16 protein-coding genes are annotated in these 18,389 nt (G+C 70.5%); 4 read left to right on the top strand and 12 right to left on the bottom strand.

Annotated elements, in window-relative coordinates; all coding sequences use genetic code 11:
* Window positions 1–510: 510 nt before the first annotated feature.
* The 3 genes from M3T53_RS05595 to M3T53_RS05585 form a co-directional block, all read right to left on the bottom strand.
* Window positions 511–906 (bottom strand): nuclear transport factor 2 family protein, encoded by a 396-nt coding sequence (locus tag M3T53_RS05595; RefSeq protein ID WP_272433493.1) that lies wholly within the window; start codon window positions 904–906, stop codon window positions 511–513.
* A 70-nt stretch (window positions 907–976) separates the two neighbouring features.
* Window positions 977–2,305, bottom strand: a complete 1,329-nt coding sequence (locus M3T53_RS05590; RefSeq protein ID WP_272433492.1) for a class I SAM-dependent RNA methyltransferase — start codon at window positions 2,303–2,305, stop codon at window positions 977–979.
* Entirely contained in the window at window positions 2,302–4,311 is a 2,010-nt protein-coding gene (locus M3T53_RS05585; RefSeq protein WP_442866934.1) for an APC family permease, read from the bottom strand. The genes M3T53_RS05590 and M3T53_RS05585 overlap by 4 nt, the downstream gene beginning before the upstream one ends.
* A 541-nt stretch (window positions 4,312–4,852) precedes the next feature.
* On the opposite strand from M3T53_RS05585, the gene M3T53_RS05580 reads away from it, so the two are divergent.
* Window positions 4,853–5,503: a potassium channel family protein gene (locus M3T53_RS05580; protein ID WP_272433705.1), complete on the top strand. Its 651-nt coding sequence runs from the start codon at window positions 4,853–4,855 to the stop codon at window positions 5,501–5,503.
* A gap of 1 nt (window position 5,504) precedes the next feature.
* Window positions 5,505–6,209 (top strand): potassium channel family protein, encoded by a 705-nt coding sequence (locus M3T53_RS05575; protein ID WP_272433491.1) that lies wholly within the window; start codon window positions 5,505–5,507, stop codon window positions 6,207–6,209.
* Window positions 6,210–6,213: 4 nt separating this feature from the next.
* Here M3T53_RS05575 and M3T53_RS05570 read toward each other — a convergent pair whose 3' ends face one another.
* The 4 genes from M3T53_RS05570 to M3T53_RS05555 are packed head-to-tail and all read right to left on the bottom strand — an operon-like array spanning window position 6,214 to window position 8,241.
* Entirely contained in the window at window positions 6,214–6,900 is a 687-nt protein-coding gene (locus M3T53_RS05570; protein WP_272433490.1) for a DUF3159 domain-containing protein, read from the bottom strand.
* Window positions 6,897–7,289: a DNA-binding protein gene (locus M3T53_RS05565; RefSeq protein WP_272433489.1), complete on the bottom strand. Its 393-nt coding sequence runs from the start codon at window positions 7,287–7,289 to the stop codon at window positions 6,897–6,899. The genes M3T53_RS05570 and M3T53_RS05565 overlap by 4 nt, the downstream gene beginning before the upstream one ends.
* Window positions 7,282–7,929, bottom strand: coding sequence for a DUF3710 domain-containing protein (locus tag M3T53_RS05560; protein ID WP_272433488.1), 648 nt, complete (start codon window positions 7,927–7,929; stop codon window positions 7,282–7,284). The genes M3T53_RS05565 and M3T53_RS05560 overlap by 8 nt, the downstream gene beginning before the upstream one ends.
* A gap of 9 nt (window positions 7,930–7,938) precedes the next feature.
* Window positions 7,939–8,241 (bottom strand): DUF4193 domain-containing protein, encoded by a 303-nt coding sequence (locus M3T53_RS05555; RefSeq protein WP_272433487.1) that lies wholly within the window; start codon window positions 8,239–8,241, stop codon window positions 7,939–7,941.
* A 148-nt stretch (window positions 8,242–8,389) separates the two neighbouring features.
* Between M3T53_RS05555 and sepH the strand changes: the two genes are divergently transcribed.
* A complete protein-coding gene (gene sepH / locus M3T53_RS05550; protein WP_272433485.1) occupies window positions 8,390–9,544 on the top strand; it encodes a septation protein SepH in 1,155 nt (384 codons plus the stop codon).
* 93 nt (window positions 9,545–9,637) lie between these two features.
* On the opposite strand, the gene M3T53_RS05545 is transcribed toward sepH, so the two are convergent.
* Entirely contained in the window at window positions 9,638–10,786 is a 1,149-nt protein-coding gene (locus M3T53_RS05545; RefSeq protein ID WP_272433484.1) for an alkaline phosphatase family protein, read from the bottom strand.
* Window positions 10,779–11,315 (bottom strand): DUF5998 family protein, encoded by a 537-nt coding sequence (locus M3T53_RS05540; RefSeq protein WP_272433483.1) that lies wholly within the window; start codon window positions 11,313–11,315, stop codon window positions 10,779–10,781. The genes M3T53_RS05545 and M3T53_RS05540 overlap by 8 nt, the downstream gene beginning before the upstream one ends.
* A gap of 68 nt (window positions 11,316–11,383) precedes the next feature.
* On the opposite strand from M3T53_RS05540, the gene M3T53_RS05535 reads away from it, so the two are divergent.
* Window positions 11,384–13,855: a DNA gyrase/topoisomerase IV subunit A gene (locus tag M3T53_RS05535; protein ID WP_272433482.1), complete on the top strand. Its 2,472-nt coding sequence runs from the start codon at window positions 11,384–11,386 to the stop codon at window positions 13,853–13,855.
* A 78-nt stretch (window positions 13,856–13,933) separates the two neighbouring features.
* On the opposite strand, the gene M3T53_RS05530 is transcribed toward M3T53_RS05535, so the two are convergent.
* From M3T53_RS05530 to M3T53_RS05520, 3 genes are all read right to left on the bottom strand, one after another.
* Window positions 13,934–14,980 carry a GNAT family N-acetyltransferase gene (locus M3T53_RS05530; RefSeq protein ID WP_272433481.1) on the bottom strand — a complete coding sequence of 349 codons (1,047 nt, stop codon included), beginning with the start codon at window positions 14,978–14,980 and terminating at the stop codon, window positions 13,934–13,936.
* Window positions 14,981–14,993: 13 nt separating this feature from the next.
* The gene (locus M3T53_RS05525) at window positions 14,994–16,013 is read right to left on the bottom strand and encodes a GNAT family N-acetyltransferase (protein ID WP_272433480.1); all 1,020 of its coding nucleotides are present in this window, start codon (window positions 16,011–16,013) and stop codon (window positions 14,994–14,996) included.
* An 82-nt stretch (window positions 16,014–16,095) separates the two neighbouring features.
* Window positions 16,096–18,120 (bottom strand): DNA gyrase/topoisomerase IV subunit B, encoded by a 2,025-nt coding sequence (locus M3T53_RS05520; RefSeq protein ID WP_272433704.1) that lies wholly within the window; start codon window positions 18,118–18,120, stop codon window positions 16,096–16,098.
* Between the last annotated feature and the right edge of the window lie 269 nt (window positions 18,121–18,389).

Here is an 18,389-nt window from a genome sequence, read left to right as displayed (position 1 = left end):
GCAGGGTCATCGTCTCGACATGTGTCGAGCCTAATAAAGGAATTCCCTAACAAGATTCCGGAGATGGCAAAATGATCGGAAAGTAAATTATGACACCTCGACAAAACCCTACTCTGCGACTTCTACAGACTTCTCCCACCCCCGCTTCCATCATTATCAGCACAATCGACCAAAGCAAGAAAAGGCGGTTTTAAAAAGCTTTTTCCTTCTGCTAAGACAACACCCGTAAGGCCGCTGCATACCCACTTTTCCACCTTTTCCTTTCGTCACTACAACGGCAGACAGGGGCACCTATTCTCACAGGGAGCACGTTTCTTCAATTTTTTCTAGCGCCTTTAATTCAACTTGATTTCCAGAATGCCAAAATAGACACAAAAAGCAGCGAATCTTTTTCAAGACTTACTGCTTTTGCACCACTATTTTGAGCGGCGATTATTCAGTTTTTAGAGAGAGGGAGATGACATCCTGAAGACCGCTTTTCTTTCTGGCGATTATCAAAACGAGAGGATATCAATCTAATATAAATTCATATTCTCGATAGATGAGACCATCTTTGAAATCGAAAATGTCCAACGATCGAGCTCCAAAATCATTTATCAAGTAGGCAACGACCCTATTCCCCTCGTTAGACACCTGCATATCTTGGCAACGAAATCGAACATCCGAGTTCTCATAGACTTTCTGCATCGTCTGCATATAATTCAGTATGCCACAAATGCGCCTTTCCTCTTTATCAAACAGCCTCCAAACGATTTCCTCATGCAAGAACTGCCGGTAAGCATCCCAATCTCGCTCATTTTCAGCCTTGAAAAAGGCCTCTAAAGCATCCCTTGCCGCCATGACACCTCCTTCAGCTTCCAGATTGCCTTTCAGCTTTTCCTTGCCCGATATAAAATCTGTGAACATTCCCCTCGATCACACCTGTTTTTTCAAGCATTTCCTGCAGGAGGCAAAAAGTGTCTAAATCTAAGGATTTCTACAAGACTTCTCTTTGTAGCAACACCATTGTCTCGACATGATGGGTGTGGGGGAACAGGTCCCAGGCCCGCAGCGCGTCGACCCGGTAACCGGAGTCAACGAGGGCGCGCAGGTCGCGCGCGCCGGCCGCCGGATCGCAGGAGACGAGGACGACCCGCCCGGCGCCGGTCGCACCGATCGCCTCGCACACGCCCCGCCCGGCCCCCGCACGCGGAGGGTCGAGGACGAGAAGGTCCGGGGAGCGTCCGAGCTCCACGACGAGCTCGCCGACCGCCGACGCGTCGACGGCCCCGACGAAAGCCTGCGCCCACGCGGCCCCACTGAGGTTCTCGGCCGCGTCGGCCACGGCGGCCTCATCCCCCTCCAGGCACGCCAACGAGCCCGACGGCCCGATCGCGTCGGCCAGGACCGCGGAGAAGAGCCCCGCCCCGGAGTACAGCTCGGCGACGGCCTCCCCCGTCCGCGGGACCGCCAGGTCGACGAGGGCCGAGGCGAGGGCCTCGGCTCCGCGCACGTGCGTCTGCCAGAACCCCCGCGGGCGCACACCATAGGAGTAGTCGCGGCCCCCCGCCCGGATCCTCCACGTCAGCCGATCAACGTCGACCAGCCGCATCCGGGCGTCGCGGGCGCCCTGCGGGGTCAGGACCAGAGGATCGGCGCCGTTCGCGGCGACGACCCGGATGCGGTCGCCCACCTTCCACACGCGCCGCCACGGGGAATCGGCGTCGAAGAGGCCCAGGGCGCGGATCGACTCGACCGCCAGCGGCATGTCGTCGAGGGCGACGACATCGTGACCGCGGTGGGTGCGCATCCCGGGGCGGCCGTCGGCGCCGATGACGAGTTCGATGCGGGTGCGCCGGCCCGTCAGGGGGTCGTCGGCGGACTCGTCGCCGGGGGCGGGCAGGACGTCGGCGCCGCCGATCTCGTCGACGCGCGCGGCCAGGTCCGGCCCGCCGATGCGCCGCAGCTGGCCGCGCAGGACGTCGGCCTTCCATCGGCGCTGCGCGGGCGGGGCGACGTGGGAGAGCTCTCCCCCGCCGACGCCTCCGGGCCCGGCCTGCGGCCACGCGGGATCGACGCGGTCGGGCGAAGGGTCGAGGACCTCGACGGCGTCGGCCCAGGCGAGGGCCTTACGGGTCGAGGTGACGCGGGCGCGGACCCTCTCGCCGGGCAGGCCGTGGCGGACGAAGACGACCCGGCCATCGCGGTCCCGGGCGACGCAGGCCCCTCCGTGGGCGGGTTCGGCGAGGACGAGGTCGAGGATATCGCCGGCGCCCCGATCGGCACGGGGGCGGGGGGCGCGGCGAGGTCGGGGGCGCGGGCTCATGGGGTCTCCGGTGCGGGGGTCGTCGAGGCGTCGGACGGGGCGGGTTCGGCCGCAGTCGTCGCCGGTCGTTTGAAGGGGTCGTTGACGAGCTGGCGGCCCTCGACGGCGTCGTCCTCGCCGAGTTTCCAGGGCACCAGGGTGATGAGGACCCCGGGGACGTCGAACAGGGCGCGTCTGAGCCGCAGGGCCGTCTGGTTGTGCAGGGCGTTCTCCCACCAGCGCCGGACGATGAACTGGGGCATGTAGACGATGAGCATCTCCCCCGGCGATCGGCGCCGCCTGCCTCGGATGTACTGGAGGATCACCGTCGTCAGGTCGCGATAGGGGCTCGACAGGATCGTCAGGGGGATCGGCAGTCCGGATTCGACCCACTCCGAGCGGATCTTGCGCTCCTCGGCCTCGTCGGCGACGACGCAGACGAGTTCGAGGGCGGAGGGTTGGGAGGCGCGGGCCGCTGCGACGGCGCGCATCGAGGGGCGCGAGAGGTTGGAGACGAGGACGAGGGCGCGCACGCGCGAGGGCAGGGCGCGCTTGGCGGACCAGTCCTCGACTTTGAGCTGGCGTCGGATCGTGTCGTAGTGGCGGTGGATCCGCAGTTGGGTGAGGAGCACCACCGCCATCATCAGGAGGGTGATCCACGCGCCGTGGGCGAATTTCGTCACGAGGACGACGACGAGGACGATCCCGGTCATCATGAAACCGATGACGTTGACGGCGCGCGAGCGCAGGACGCGCCCTCGTTCGACGCCGGTCTGGCGGGTCCGCAGGATCGTGTTCCAGTGCCGGATCATCCCCAGCTGGGACAGGGTGAAGGAGATGAAGACGCCGACGACGTAGAGCTGGATCAGGCGGGTCGTCTCCGCCTCGAAGCCGACGATCAGGGCGATCGCGGCGACCGTGAGGATGCCGATGCCGTTCGAGTAGGACAGGCGGTCGCCCCGGCGGATCATCTGGCGCGGCAGGTAGGAGTCCTTGGAGAGCACCGACGCCAGGGTCGGGAACCCGTTGAACGCGGTGTTGGCGGCGAGGACGAGGATCAGGCCGGTGACGACGGTGATGAGGAGGAAGAGGAGGGACCCCTGGCCGAAGACCGCGGTGGCGATCTGGGAGATCGCGGGGGCGACGGGGGTGTCCTCGGGCGCGGGGGCGCCGTCGAGGGTGAGCTGGGAGGCGGGGTCGTCGACGATCTTCAGCCCGGTGGCGCGGGCGAGCAGGAGGATCGACAGCATCATCGAGGCGGCGATCGCGCCGAGGAGGCCAAGGGTGGCGGCCGCGTTGGCCGACTTAGGACGTTTGAAGAGGGGGACGCCGTTGGAGATCGCCTCGACGCCGGTCAGGGCCGCGCACCCGGAGGAGAAGGCCCGCATGAGGAGGAAGGCCCCGCCCAGTCCGACGAGGCCGTCGGCGTGGACGGCGTCGGGGACGAGGTCGTAGGCGGCGGTCGGCGCCTCCCCGAGGGTTCCGGTGGCCCATTCGACGGCGCCGACCGCGACCATGAGGAGGATCGAGAACATGTAGAGGTAGGTCGGGACGGCGAAGGCCCCGCCGGCCTCTCTCGTGCCGCGCAGGTTGAGGACGGCGAGGACGACGACGAGGACGACGGCGATGGGGACCTCGTAGCCGTCGAGGGCGGGGACCGCCGTCGTGATGTAGGCGGCGCCCGAGGAGATCGACACGGCGACGGTGAGGATGTAGTCGACGAGGAGCGCGGAGGCGACGACGAGGCCCCAGGTGCGCCCGAGGTTGGTCGTCACCACCTCGTAGTCGCCGCCGCCGGATGGGTAGGCGTGGACGGTCTGGCGGTAGGACAGGACGACGACCGCGAGGACGCCGGCAACGGCGACGCCGACCCAGAAGGACTGGAGGGCGGCCAGTCCTCCGGCGAGGGCGAGGGTCAGGAGGATCTCGTCGGGCGCGTAGGCGACCGACGAGAGCGCGTCGGAGGCGAAAACCGGCAGGGCGATCCTCTTGGGGAGCAGCTGGTGCCCCATGGCGTCGGAGCGCATCGGGCGCCCGATGAGGATCCGCTTGGTGCGGGTCAGGAGGTTGTGCAGCACGAGGGCAAGCCTAGACCCGCCGCTGCCGACGCCGCGCCCATCGTCTTCGTCTTCCCCGGCGGCCCGGCCTTTCACCGCCTCGCCGGACGACGGACCGACATCCGTCCCCTGGACGCCGCTCGTCCCGGCCACGCCCGTCCCCTCGGATGAGGGTCCGGGAGCGACTCCCGGACCCGGATCAGGCGCCTCCGCGCCGTCCGCGAAACCGTCGGCCCCCGGGGCCCGGCCCTCGAGCGCGGCCACGACCGGGCGGTCCAGGCCCCTGGCCGTAACCGGCGCGGACTCCGCACTGGCCCTGTCCGCCGGATCCGCCCTGGCGGTCCTGGGCCTGGCGGCCCTCGCGGGTCGGCGCCGCAGGTCCTGACGCCGGCGGGCGGACGCCACCCGGCGGGGGGCGCGGGGATCCATTCCCGCGCCCCCGCCCTCATCCGCCCGCGGGATTGGAACGGGGCGCCGGGGCGAGTACGTTGGTCCCGTGCATTTCGTCATCATGGGATGCGGACGCGTCGGAGCCCGACTCGCCGCCACGCTTGACGCCGACGGCCATTCCGTCGCCGTCATCGACATCGACTCCAAGGCCTTCAACCGCCTGCCCCCGGACTTCTCCGGGCGCCGCGTCACGGGACTGGGAATGGACCGCGACGCCCTGCGCCAGGCCGGCATCAAGGACGCCTACGCCTTCGCGGCCGTGTCCTCGGGGGACAACTCGAACATCATCGCCGCTCGCGTGGCCCGCGAGGTCTTCCACGTCGAGCGGGTCGTCGCCCGCATCTACGACCCGGCCCGCGCCTACGTCTACGAGCGCCTCGGCATCCCCACGGTCGCCTCCGTCAAGCGGACCACCGAATCGGTCATGCGCCGCCTCCTGCCGCCCGACGCCGCCGTCACCTGGACGCATCCGACGGGAGAGGTCTCCCTCGTCAACGCCACCCCCGCGCCCTCCTGGTACGGGATCCCCTTCTCGACCGTCGAGGAGCTCGCCGGGGCGAGGATCGCCTTCGCCTCGCGCCTGGGCATCATCCGCCCCGCCTCGCCCGAACTCGTCGTCCAGGAGCACGATCAGTTGTACTTCGCCATCACCGGGACCGACGCCGCCCCGCTGCGCAACCTCCTGACCGACGCCCCGAATCTGGAGGCCTGACATGAAGATCGTCATCGCCGGAGCCGGCTCCGTCGGTCGATCGGTGGCCCTCGAGCTCCTCGACCACGACCACGAGATCACCCTCATCGACAACCAGCCCGATCAGCTGCGCGTCGCCTCGGTGGCCGACGCCGACTGGGTGCTCGCCGACGCCTGCTCCCCCGAGGCCCTGCGTGACGCCGGGCTGGCCGAGGCCGACGTCATGGTCGCCGCCACGGGGGACGACAAGGTCAATCTCGTCGTGTCCCTCCTGGCCAAGACCGAGTTCGCCGTCCCCCGCGTCGTCGCCCGCTTGAACAACCCGAAGAACGAGTGGCTCTTCGACGAGTCCTGGGGCGTCGACGTGTCCGTGTCGACCCCGAGGATGATGACGGCGCTGGTGGAGGAGGCCGTGTCGATCGGCACGCCTGTGCGTCTCTTCTCCTTCAACAGCGCCGAGGTGTCGATGTACGCGATCGTCGTCCCCGACGACTCGCCCGTGGCCGGGACCCGCGTCGCTTCCCTCGACCTGCCCCCCAGGTCCGTCCTCACGGCGATCCTGCGCGACGGGCGCCCGCTGACGCCCAGCGCCGACGACCTCCTCGAAGCCGGGGACGAACTGCTCCTGCTGATCTCCGACACCGATCAGACGGCGGTGCCGCGCCTGACCGGGCTCATCGCCCCCGCACCCGACGAGGACGAGGAGCTAGAGGCCGACGGCCGGTAGCCGCTCAGCGCCCCGGACGCCCGGCCGCGGGGGCGAAGGGGCGCAACCCCGCCCACGTCGCCCAGCAGGCCAGGGCGAACAGGGGCAGTCCGAGGACCAGTTTGGCGATCCCCAGCTCCGCGACCATCCCCGCCCACCAGAGGGGCAGCTGGATGCCCAGGCGGATCGCGAACATCGCCGCCCACAGGAGCGACACCTGCGTGCAGCGGCGCACGAGCGGGCGCATCCGCGGATCGGACCTCCACCCGTCGGGCAGCTCCCACGCGAGGCCCACCCCGATCGACGCCGCCGATCTGCCGACGAGGACCGATACGAGGATGGCCGCGAGGAAGGCCGTCGCCGTGATGAGCCCCCACGTGAAGTAGTTCTCGCCCCGCCCGGACAGGGCCGCCCATGCGACGCCGATGCCGACCCCGACGAGGCCCGACAGGGCCTGGGTCAGCGGCTGGCGCTGGACGAGGCGGACCGCGCAGGCGACGAGGGCGACCGCCGCGCTGGCGATGAGCGTCGGCCACAGTCGCGAAGTCGCGACGAAGGCGACGACGAAGACGAGGCCGGGGGCGACCGCTTCGACGACGCCGCGGGCCCCTCCGACGGCGTCCCGCCACGAGAACGAGTCCTCGTCGAGGACCCTCGTCCATGCGCCCGCCCGGCCCGGGGACGCGTTCTCGGGGGATTCGGGGGCGCTCATGCGGACTCGGCGGTGACGACTCGGTACAGGGGGTTGACGATGACGAGCTGGTCGCCCTGGAAGCCGGCGGTGCCCTCGACCTCGATGTGGACGCCGACGCTCAGCCCCGGGATGTGCGTGCGACCCGGCCAGCGCAACTCGATGGACCCGGTCCCGTCGTACAGGGTCGCGACGAGGACGGCGGGGGCCGACGCCGGGGGGAACGTCATCGACAGGAGGGACCCGAAGAGCGTGACGCGCTGGCGGTCGGCGACCTCGGCGATCGGGATCGTCCCGCGGTTGCGGCGCGAACGGTCCTCGTCCTCGGCCTCGTCGGCCAGCCTCGAGTCGCTGCCCCACAGGTCGGACAGGCGGTCGAGCAGCGAGAACCGGGGCTGATCGTCAGGCACCGGGGACCTCGACGGCTCCGGAGGGCACGTGGATCGGCAGGAGGTCGAGGCGCGCGCGCGGCTGGTCGTCGCGCACGACGACGATCCGGTCGATGACCTTCTCCAGCTCGGCCCCGGCCTCGGGGGACACGGCCGCGGGTCCGAGGACGTCGATGCGGGAGAACCACCGGTCGCCTTCTCGCCCGATGATCCGCATCTTCGAGGTCGCGGTGCGCCCGTCGGGCATGGACACCGGGATGTCGGCGAGCAGCTCGCGCCCGTAGCGCGAGTCGACGTCCTCGACGGTCGCCCCGTCGCTCACCAGCGACTGGCGGATCTGCTCGCGCAGCTCGTCCCACACGCCGCCGGACCGGGGGGCCGCGGCGACGCTCATCTGGATGCCGGACGCCCCCAGGACGACGAGGACCCGCAGGACCGTCTTCTGGTCGTCGGCGACCTGGGTGCGCAGCTGCATCCCCTGGATCGCGGGGATGCGGATCGCTCCCATGTCGACGTAGCCGGAAGAGGGGTCGACCTCGTGGATCGTGCGCGGGCCGGGCCGCGACCACACGGGGTCGTCGTCCGTCAGCGTCGGCAGCGCCCTCGTCTCGACGACGGGTGCCTCGTCAACGGGGGGGTTCCTCTTCGACCGGGAGAACATGTTCTCGCCTCAGCCCGCGCACTCGGTGCACACGGGGAGTCCCGCGTCGTCGACGTAAGCGATCTGGGAGGAGTGGTGGACGAGGAAGCACATCGAGCACGTGAACTCGTCGTCCTGACGGGGCACGACGTGGACCGTCAACTCCTCCTTGGACAGGTCGGCGCCGGGCAGTTCGAAGTTCTCCGCCGCCTCGTTCTCGTCCTCCTCGATCTCTGCGGAACCGGCATCATTTCGACGCGCCTTGAGCTCCTCGATGGAATCCTCGGCGACATCGTCCTCGTTCTTACGCGGTGCGTCGTAATCGGTGGCCATGGTCGTTCCCTCCCTTACGGGTCTCGGCGCAGGGAGGATAACACTTGACGGGGTGTGGCGCCATCGACATTGCGGACACGCGAGACGAGACCGAGCGAGGCCTCTCTTCATTTGAGACGATTCCGATGACGACGTCCAGGAGGTGTCCATGATCGAGCTCGAACTGCTCGGTATCGGCGGCGACGGTGAGACCCTGGTGCTCACCGATCGCCAGGGGGAGCGGTACAGCGTTCAGATCACCGACGAACTGCGCGGCTCGGTCCGCCGGGATCGCCCGAGGATCGACGCCGCCCCCGACCTCGCCCGACCGGTCCTGCGCCCCGGCGAGATCCAGGCCCTCCTGCGAGCCGGCGCGACCCCCGAGGACATCGCCTCGCGCCACGGCATGGAGCTGCGCCATGTCCAGCGCTTCGAGGCCCCGGTCGCCGCCGAGAAGGACTACGCCCTCTCCCGCGCCCTGGCGACGCGGATCGGCCAGGAGTCCGACGGGCCCACGATGCGCGACCTCGTCATCGACCGGCTCGCCGCCCGCGGCGTCTCCCCCGACTCCCTCGAATGGAGCGCCCAGCGCGAGGCCTCGGGCCCCTGGCAGATCTGCCTGACCTTCGTCCAGGGCGCGGCCGAGCACGGCGCCCACTGGCTGTTCACCGCGTCGGGGGCCCTCGAGGCCGTCGACCAGGAGGCCCGGTGGATCACCGAGACCGTCTCGCAGACGCCGGCCGCCTCGATCTTCACCCCGCTGCCCGCGCCCGAGCGCGACGAGGCCGACCTCGAGGAGGTCCGGTCCCGTGAAGCGATCCTCGACCGGCTCAACGCCGCCCGGGGCAAGCGCCAGGAGATCGAGTACGACCTCGACGACGACCCTCGGGACGAGGCCGCGCCCGTCGATGAGGAGCCCGCCTCCCCCGAGGCGGAGCCCTCGTCGATCTCGGCGAGGATCTACTCGCTGGCCCACGCGCGGACCAAGGAGGAGCCTCTCGTTGTGGACGACCACGACGAGAGGGCCCCGGCCTCCCGCGACACGACCGCGTTCTGGCTGACCGCCTCCGCGCCCTCCCGGCCGGAGCACCCCACCGAAACCGCCGGCGCCGACGACCAGCCGGATCCCGTGGAGGGGCCCGCCGCTGCGCCGGTCCCTCCCGCCGCGACCGCCCCCTCGATCCGCGTCATCGACGAGCCCCGGACGGGGGCCCTGCCCGGGATGGAGGACCTCGACGAGCAGGAGCCGTCGAGGAAGGCGAAGTCGAAGCGGCGGTCGGTCCCCAGTTGGGACGAGATCGTCTTCGGGTCCAAGCCCAAGTAGTCGGCCCGGCCGACGACCGGCCCGATCGAAAGACGTCGGCCCGGGCATCCCGCGTGTCCGGCGCCGTCCCGGACGGGCCCGACCGGACGCACCTCAGGTCAGGGGCAGCACGGGGATCAGCATCTCGTCGGACGTCAACGACCCGTGCACCCCGGGCATGGCGATCGAGTGCGCCGACTGGGTCCGCGAATCGACGACCCCGTGGCGCCCGCGCATGAACACGAGGGCGTCGCCGACCGTATCGGCACCCGGCCCCTCGCCCAGGACGGCCGCCAGATCGGACGATCCGACGATCCACGCGCGCTCGCCGAGGACCTCCCGCCACCGGGCGACGACCTCGTCGGCGCGCCCCGGCTCCGCGTGGAGGTGGACGGCGCGGGTCTCCCCGGCGATGGCGAGCACCCCGTCGGACAGCGCCGCGTCCCCGGCGACGTCGATGAGGCCGGAGGCGGCGACGTCAACCATCCCGTGGTCTGCGGTCAGGACCATTCGCACGCGCGGGCCCGCCCGACGGATCAACGCGCCGATCGCCCCGTCGAGTTCCTCCAGGGCGTCCTCCCACTGGGGCGAGGCGAGGCCGTGGGCATGGCCGACGTGGTCGATCTGCGACCAGTAGAGGTAGACGACCCGGGTCCCCGCGCGCAGCTCCCGCAGAGCCGCGTCGCACCGGTCGTCGAGGGACAGGGCGCCGACGTGCCGGGCCCCGCGCAGGGCCGCGCGGGTCAGGCCCGAGCCGGCGAAGCTCGACGGGGAGACCACCGCGGAGTCGACCCCCGCGCCCGCGAGCCCCTCGAAGAGCGTCGGGAGCGCCTGCCATTCCTCGACGACGGGCCCGCCCTCGAAGGCGAGGAGGTTCATCACCCGGTAGTCGTAGAGCACCGAGTAGCCGGTCATCCGGGTGGCGCCCGGGAACGCGCCGGTGCCGAAAGCGGTGATCGCCGCCGCCGTCGTCGACGGGGCGACGGTGTGGGCCGTCCGGAACTCGTCGCGCAGGGACCGAAGGACCGGCGCGTGCCCGAGGCGGTCCATCAGGGGGACGAGGCCCAGGCCGTCGACGAGGACCACGAGGAGCTGGTCGGCGCCGCCGTCGAGCCCCAGGGCGTCTCGGGCCGCCGCGTCCGCGCCGGGCAGTCCCCCGTCGAGGACGGCGAGGGCGGCCGGGAGGACGTCCGTCAGGCGCAGCGCGTCAGCGCCGGGCAGGTCGGCGCCGGGCAGGTCGAGTCCGACGGGCCGTTCACGCACGGGCCCCTCCCATCACCCGGCGCAGTTCGTCAACGAAGCGCTCGGCCTCGGCGAGCAGGTCGGGGCCGTCGGCCGCCGCCGACACGCGCAGCGTCAGGTCGTCGGGGAAGGACGAGGCCGTGTAGCCGTGATCGGCGGGGCACTCGGGATCGTCGCATTGGGCGGGCTCGACCTCCGTGCGGCGCTGGCCCCCCAGGTCGATGGCGATCGTCAGCTCGCTGACCGACCCGTCGGCCTCCGGGTCGTCGAGGACCTCCATCGTCGACACGGCGCCGATCCTGCCGATCGGGTGGACCGACGACGCCAGGCCCGCTCCCCCGCCGTCGAGCTCGTCGACGTGGACGTGGATCAGGCTCCGCTCGGTGAGGACCGCTACCGTCAGGTGGCGGAAGACCGAGCCCCGGTCGAAGGCCGCGTCGACCTGGCACACGCTCGCCAGCGGCTCGTCCCCCGCGAGGGCCCGGGCGAGCGCCCGCGCGACGACCCGCGGGTAGAAGCCCGTCCGCTCGATCCTCTCCCATGTGTCCATCCACCCATTGTGCCGTCGAGCGGCGTGGGAGTCGAAACCGCTCCACCAGGCTCGGGATAATGCCGATCATGCCGAAGAAGGACCTGATCGTCGACCTGCCCGAGGACGAGCACATCTCCGAGATCGATGTCTCCGCCGAGATGAAGGGGTCCTTCCTCGAATATGCGGTCTCCGTCATCTACGCCCGGGCCCTGCCCGACGCCCGTGACGGCCTCAAGCCCGTCCAGCGCCGCATCCTCTACCAGATGGATCAGATGGGGCTGCGCCCCGACCGCGGGCACGTCAAGTCCCAGCGGGTCGTCGGCGAGGTCATGGGCAAGCTCCACCCCCACGGAGACTCCGCGATCTACGAGGCCCTCGTCCGCCTCGCCCAACCCTTCAACCTGCGCGTCCCCCTGATCGACGGGCACGGCAACTTCGGGTCCCTCGACGACGGGCCGGCGGCGGCCCGCTACACCGAGGCGCGGATGGCCCCGTCGGCCCTCGACCTCGTCACGGGCCTGGACGAGGACACCGTCGACTTCGTCCCCAACTACGACAACCAGTTCATGCAGCCCGACGTCCTGCCGGCGGCCTTCCCCCAGCTCCTCGTCAACGGCGCCTCCGGCATCGCCGTGGGCATGGCGACGAACATCGCGCCGCACAACCTCGCCGAGACGATCGCCGCCGCGATCCACCTCCTCGACCACCCCGACGCCTCGGTCGCCGACCTCATGCGATTCGTCCCGGGCCCCGACCTGCCCGAGGGCGGCGTCATCGTCGGCCTCGACGGGATCAAGGAGGCCTACGAGACGGGGCGCGGCGCCTTCAGGACCCGGGCGAAAGTCGCCGTCGAACGGATCACCGCGCGCAAGACCGGCCTGGTCGTCACCGAGCTGCCGTACATGGTCGGCCCGGAGAAGGTCATCGAGAAGATCAAGGAGAACGTGTCGGCCGGGCGCCTCAAGGGGATCTCCGCCGTCCAGAACTACACGGACCGCATCCACGGGCTGCGCCTCGTCATCGAGGTGAAGAACGGGTTCAACCCCGAGGCCGTCCTCCAGCAGCTCTACAAGCGCACCCCCCTGGAGGACTCCTTCTCGATCAACGCGGTCGCCCTCGTCGACGGCCAGCCGCAGACCCTCGGCCTCAAGGAGATGCTCCGGGTCTTCGTCGACCACCGCATCGACGTGACGACCCGCCGCAGCCGGCATCGCCTCGCCCGCCACGAGGAGCGGCTCCACCTCGTCGAGGGCCTCCTCGTCGCGATCCTCGACATCGACGACGTCATCGCGATCATCCGCTCCTCCGACGACGCCGAGACCGCCCGCGCCCGCCTGATGACGGCCTTCGACCTGTCCGAGGCTCAGGCGTCCTACATCCTCGAACTGCGCCTGCGCCGCCTGACGAAATTCTCGCGGATCGAACTGGAGTCGGAGCGCGACGACCTGGCCGCCCGGATCGCCGAGCTGCGCGAGATCCTCGACCAGCCCCACCTGCTGCGCGCCCTCGTCAAGACGGAGCTCGCCGACGTGTCCGCCCGCCTGGGCACTCCGCGGCGCACCCTCCTCCTGGCGTCCACGGGAGCCGAGGCCGCCGCCGACGTCGCGGGCTCGGACGCCTCCCTCGCCGCCCTGCCCGCCGTGTCCCGCTCCGGCAAGGGGATGGATCTGCAGATCCCCGACGACCCGTGCGTCGTCGTCCTGTCCGCCGCGGGGGCCCTGGCCCGCATCGAGGGCGGAGACCCGCTCGAGGCCGGGCCCCGCGCCGCCCACGACGGCTGGCGAGCCCAGCTCCCCTCGACGGCCCGCTCCCAGGTCGCCGTCATCACCGCCGACGGCCTGGCCCGCCGGATCGACGTCGTCTCCCTGCCGGCCCTCCCCCGCTTCGACACGGGGCTGTCCCTGGCGGCCGCCACCCCCGCCTCCCTGCTCCTCCACTCGGACTCCCCGGCCGTCGGCCTCCTCGACCCCGAGGGGGAGTCCGTCATCGCGATGGGCACGGCCCGAGGCGTCGTCAAGCGCCTGCGCCCCGACGTCCTCCAGCGCGACGAATGGGAGGTGATCTCCCTCGACGAGGGCGACCGGCTCGTCGGCGCGGGCCCCTCCTCGGACGCCTCCGACCTCGTGTTCCTCACGTCGGACGCCCAGCTCCTGCGCACCCCGGCGGCCAAAGTCCGACCCCAGGGGCGCACCGCCGGCGGCATGGCCGGCATCAAGGTCTCCGACGGGGCCTGCGTCATCGGCTTCTGGGTCGTCGACGCCCCCGACGAGGCCGTCGTCGTCACGGTCGCCGCCGCCGAGGGGGCGCTGCCCGGCACCGGGCAGACGACGGCCAAGGTCACGCCCCTGGCCCTCTACCCGTCCAAGGGCCGCGGCGGCCAGGGGGTGCGCGCTCAGCGCTTCCTGCGCGGGGAGGACCGCCTCGACATCGGGTGGGTCGGCCAGGCGCCGGCGCGGGCCGCCTCCGCGGATGGGGCGCCCGTGGAGCTGCCGGATCTCGACGAGCGCCGCGACGGCTCCGGATCCCCCCTGACCTTCGCCATCGCCTCCATCGGCTGAGGGGCGGCCCCGTCGGCGCGGTCCGGGACGCCGACGTCGTGCCGACCGGCGTCCGCGCGACCCGGGCTCTCGCCGGGCTCAGACCTCGATGGCGTACAGGCGCGTCTGCCCGAGGGTCCTAAAGCCCAGGTAGTCGTAGACGGCCAGCGCCCCCGAGCGGTTCGCCGAGCCCAGGCCGGCGCCGATACGATCCATGCCGTCGCGCGCCTGGGCCCTCATCGAGGCGAGGATCAGGGCGTCGACCGCGTGGGTGAGCCGCCACTCCTCGAGGACCCCCATCTGGTCGATGTAGCCCTCCTTCCATCCCAGCGCCGCCCAGTCCTGCTCGTAGCGCGAGGCGAGGAGGAACCCGGCGATGCGGGGCCGGTCCCCCTGCCGGTCGACGGCGACGAAGGACCATTCGGGGGCGAAGGAGGTGCGCCCCTGAAGCCACTGCTCCTCGGTGATCGGGGGCCTGCCCCACTCCTGCTCGTTGAGGAGGTTCGCGGCGCGCCGAGCCGGCTCTTCCCACTCGTCGGCCCACGGCTCGATCGACAGGTACCGTCCGAGCATCGGCGGCTCGGGGATGTCCGCCAGGTCGGCGCGCAGCTCGTAGTAGGTCCTCGCCCAGTGGAAGCCCCGGGATTTGAGCTGCTCCTCGAGGTCGTGCTGCCCGGCCTCGACGTGGGCGACGATCTGGGCGCGCGGCGAACCGGGGATCTCGGCGAGCATCTGGCGGGCCGTCGCCTCCTGCCAGTCGACGAGCGTCCCCCCCAGGCCGACGCGCCGGAACGCGGGATCGACCCCGCCCTGGCACACGCACTCGACGTGACCGGGGAAGCGGAGCGCGACCTGGGCGAAGGCCACCATCCTCCCCTGGGCCATCCCGCGGGTGGCGAATCCGGCGATCCCCCGCCATCGGGCCGTGTCCGCGAGCATCTCGGCGACCTCGTCGCGCGACGTGCGGTACGCCGGATTGTCCTGCGCCTCGATGCGGGCCAGGAGGGACGTCAGCGCGTACAGGTGCCCCTCGGTCAGGTCCTCCCAGACGACGCCGTGGTGGCTGTCGGGCATGGGCACCGATTCGGCGGCGCCGGCGCGCACCGCCAGGGGGATCTCGCCGGTCGGGGGCGCGTAGTCGTTCATGACGGCGTCCCTTTCACAGATCGATCGTGTAATAGACCTCTGCCTGGTCGTCGACGAAGCCGAGATGCTCGTAGATGCCATGGGCGTTCGAGGCGCTGAGCGTGTCGACGTCCAAGCCGATCCTCGTCATGCCGTTGGCCGCGGCGGCCGCTGCCGAGGACTCCAGGAGGACCCGCGCCAGGGATTTGCCCCGGTGATCGCGGTCGACCCCCAGGAGCGAGACGTAGGCCTCGGTCCGCCCGGTCGCGGCCCAACGGTCGGCGGGCCGCCCCGTCAAGCAGTAGCCGACGGGCTCGCCCTCGGGAGACAGCGCGATGAACGACCAGCGCGGGTCGAGCTCGTTCATCGCCTCGTCCCACCACACCGGGCTCATCTGCGAGTGGAAGTGATCGCGGAAGGCCCGCAGGTGGATATCGCGGACACGGTCGATGGGGGCGTCGTCCCATCCGACGACGCGGTAGCCGTGGCGAGCCTGGGGCATGATCTCCCCGCCGGTCAGTTCGCGGTACATCACCTGGAAGGTCCGCTTGGCGTAGAAGCCCGCGGCGATGTACAGGCGGCGCCGGTCCGTCATGTGGGCGTCGACGAAGTTCGCGATGGACGCGGGGATCGGGGACTGGCCGCCGAAGGCCTCGACGAGCATCTGCCGGGCGCGTCCGTCCTGCCAGTACAGGAGGGCCCGTCCGATCCCCCGGCCCCGCCAATGGGGGTGGATGAAGGCGTTGATGACGGCGTGGGCCCCGTCGTCGACCGCCCTCAGGACCCTGACAATCCCGACGGCGCAGATCCGCCTGTCGGCGTCCAGGCCGATGATCGTGTCGACCCAGTCGCGCCCGAAGCGCCCCTCGATCATGTCGGCGATCTCGCCGGCCCCGGTGCGCCGGAACGACGAGTCGGCGTGCTCGACCGATCGGATGAGGTCGAAGACGGCCGGCGCGTCGGACGCGGTGAACGTCCGCCATCGCAGTCCCAGATGCTCCCCCGGGTATGGGACGGACTCGGGCGGCGCGAGTCGCTCGGCAAGTCCTGTCATGCGTCACATGATACGGGCAGACCGGGCCCAAGGTCACATATGCGTCGGGCTCCCGGGAGGCGGGGCCCGCCAGCGGGCGTCCTCAGGCGTCAATCCTCTCGCGGTCGAGGGCCGCCGACCCCTCGACGATGAAGTCGCGCCGAGGGCCGACGACCGATCCCATGAGCAGTTCGAACACGTCCTCGGCCCGCCGCAGGGCCTCCTCGTCGGCCAGGGTGATCCGGCGCAGCGACCGGTGGGCCCGGTCCATCGTCGTCTCGGCCAGCTGATCGGCGTCCATCTCGCCCAGGCCCTTGTAGCGCTGGATCGGCTCCTTCCACGTGCGGCCCGACTTGCGCAGGGACGCCAGCGTGCGGTGGAGCTCCTCCTCGGAGTACGTGTACACGAACTCCCGGGCCCGCCGCCCCTTGCCGGCGACCTCGATGCGGTGCAGGGGCGGGACGGCCGCGTAGACGCGCCCGGCCTCGACCATGGGCCGCATGTAGCGGAAGAACAGGGTGAGCAGGAGGGTGCGGATGTGGGCGCCGTCGACGTCGGCGTCCGTCATGAGGATCACCTTGCCGTAGCGGGCCGAGTCGAGGTCGAAGGTGCGCCCCGAACCGGCGCCGATGACCTGGATGATGTTCGCGCACTCGGCGTTGGCGAGCATGTCCGCGGTCGAGGACTTCTGGACGTTGAGGATCTTCCCGCGGATCGGGAAGAGCGCCTGGTACTGGCTGTTACGGGCGGCCTTGGCGGTCCCCAGCGCGGAGTCGCCCTCGACGATGAACAACTCGGTGTTCCAGGCGTCCTCCATCCGGCAGTCGGCGAGTTTGGCGGGCAGGGAGGAGGTCTCCAGCGCGTTCTTCTTGCGGGAGATCTCCTTGTGGATCCTGGCCGAAACACGGGCCTTCATCTCGCCGACGACCTTCTCCATCAGAAGGGAGGTCTGCTGCTTGTCGTCGCGCTTGGAGGAGGAGAACTTCGCCGCCAGCCAGTCGGAGACGACGCGGGCGACGACGGCGCGCACCTGCGGGGTGCCCAGGACCTCCTTCGTCTGCCCCTCGAATTGGGGTTCGGGGAAGCGCACGGTGACGACGGCCGTCATGCCGGCCTGGACGTCCTCTTTCTCGGGCCGCCCGTCCTTGGCCCCGACCTTGAGCTTGCGGGCGTTCTTGTCGATCTGCGCGCGCAGGACCTTGAGGACGGCCTGCTCGAAGCCTGCGACGTGGGTGCCCCCCTTGGGGGTGGCGATGATGTTGACGAAGGATTGGACGTTCGTCTCGTAGCCGATGCCCCAGCGCAGCGCGCAGTCGACCTCGCAGGTGCGCTCGACCTCGGTGGGGGTCAGGTGGCCGGTGTCGGGGTCGAGGGCCTGGACGGTCTCGGTGTAGGAGCCCTGACCGGTGATGCGCCAGGTGTCCGTGACCGGGCCGTCGGGGGCCAGCCAGTTCGCGAAGTCGACGACTCCGCCATCGAAGCGGAAGGACTCGTGGGCTTCCGTGTCTCCGCGCTCGTCCCAGCAGTTGATCGTCAGCCCCGGGACGAGGAACGCGGTCTGCCGGGCCCGGGCGAGCAGCGTCTCCCACGAGAAGCCCTCGTCGGCGGGGAAGATCTGGAAGTCCGCCCAGAATCGCACTCGCGTCCCGGTCGTCGCCTTCTTCACCTTGGCGACGGTCCTGAGCCTGGAGGAGTCGGTAAAGGGGGTGAAGGGCGAATTCGGGGTGCGCTGGCGGGTGTCGTCGAATTCTCCGGGCTCGCCGCGCCGGAAGCACATCTGCCAGGTCTTGGACCCGCGGTCGACCTCGACGTCCATGCGGGCCGACAGGGCGTTGACGACGGAGGCGCCGACGCCGTGGAGGCCGCCGGAGGCGGCGTAGGAGCCTCCCCCGAATTTGCCGCCGGCGTGGAGCTTGGTGAAGACGACCTCGACGCCGGACAGGCCGACCCCGGGGACCTCGTCGACGGGGATCCCGCGGCCGTTGTCGGACACGGAGGCGGAGTGGTCGGGGTGGAGGCGCACGTCGATGGTGTCGCAGTGCCCTTCGAGGGCCTCGTCGACGGCGTTGTCGATGATCTCCCACAGGCAGTGCATGAGTCCGCGGTGGTCGGTGGACCCGATGTACATGCCGGGGCGCTTGCGCACGGCTTCGAGCCCTTCGAGGACCGAGAGGTGGCGGGCGGAGTAGTCGGAAGCGGGAACGGCGGCAGGACTCACCCGGGCATTGTAGGGATACCGCGGGCCCCGATGCCCCAGGCCCCGCCGGGGCCGGGACGATTGACCGCGGCCCCGGGCCCGACGCCCCGTCGGGCGCGCCGCTGTCCTGCGCGAGGGGACGAGGCGAGGGCCGGGCGGGAGGCTCGGCACAAGGGCGCTGATCCTGCGGGGAGGGTCCG

The organism is Actinomyces sp. B33 (assembly GCF_028437565.1).
Lineage (GTDB): Bacteria > Actinomycetota > Actinomycetes > Actinomycetales > Actinomycetaceae > Pauljensenia.
The sequence above is the reverse complement of the archived record's forward strand: the minus strand, read 5'-3'. Positions and strand labels throughout refer to the sequence as shown.

Coding starts and splice junctions, on each gene's coding strand:
- M3T53_RS05595 (WP_272433493.1), bottom strand. CDS start 906: ATGTTCACAGATTTTATATCGGGCAAGGAAAAGCTGAAAGGCAATCTG.
- M3T53_RS05590 (WP_272433492.1), bottom strand. CDS start 2,305: ATGAGCCCGCGCCCCCGACCTCGCCGCGCCCCCCGCCCCCGTGCCGAT.
- M3T53_RS05585 (WP_442866934.1), bottom strand. CDS start 4,311: ATGCGCTCCGACGCCATGGGGCACCAGCTGCTCCCCAAGAGGATCGCC.
- M3T53_RS05580 (WP_272433705.1), top strand. CDS start 4,853: ATGGGATGCGGACGCGTCGGAGCCCGACTCGCCGCCACGCTTGACGCC.
- M3T53_RS05575 (WP_272433491.1), top strand. CDS start 5,505: ATGAAGATCGTCATCGCCGGAGCCGGCTCCGTCGGTCGATCGGTGGCC.
- M3T53_RS05570 (WP_272433490.1), bottom strand. CDS start 6,900: ATGAGCGCCCCCGAATCCCCCGAGAACGCGTCCCCGGGCCGGGCGGGC.
- M3T53_RS05560 (WP_272433488.1), bottom strand. CDS start 7,929: ATGTTCTCCCGGTCGAAGAGGAACCCCCCCGTTGACGAGGCACCCGTC.
- M3T53_RS05555 (WP_272433487.1), bottom strand. CDS start 8,241: ATGGCCACCGATTACGACGCACCGCGTAAGAACGAGGACGATGTCGCC.
- sepH (WP_272433485.1), top strand. CDS start 8,390: ATGATCGAGCTCGAACTGCTCGGTATCGGCGGCGACGGTGAGACCCTG.
- M3T53_RS05540 (WP_272433483.1), bottom strand. CDS start 11,315: ATGGACACATGGGAGAGGATCGAGCGGACGGGCTTCTACCCGCGGGTC.
- M3T53_RS05535 (WP_272433482.1), top strand. CDS start 11,384: ATGCCGAAGAAGGACCTGATCGTCGACCTGCCCGAGGACGAGCACATC.
- M3T53_RS05530 (WP_272433481.1), bottom strand. CDS start 14,980: ATGAACGACTACGCGCCCCCGACCGGCGAGATCCCCCTGGCGGTGCGC.
- M3T53_RS05525 (WP_272433480.1), bottom strand. CDS start 16,013: ATGACAGGACTTGCCGAGCGACTCGCGCCGCCCGAGTCCGTCCCATAC.
- M3T53_RS05520 (WP_272433704.1), bottom strand. CDS start 18,120: ATGTACATCGGGTCCACCGACCACCGCGGACTCATGCACTGCCTGTGG.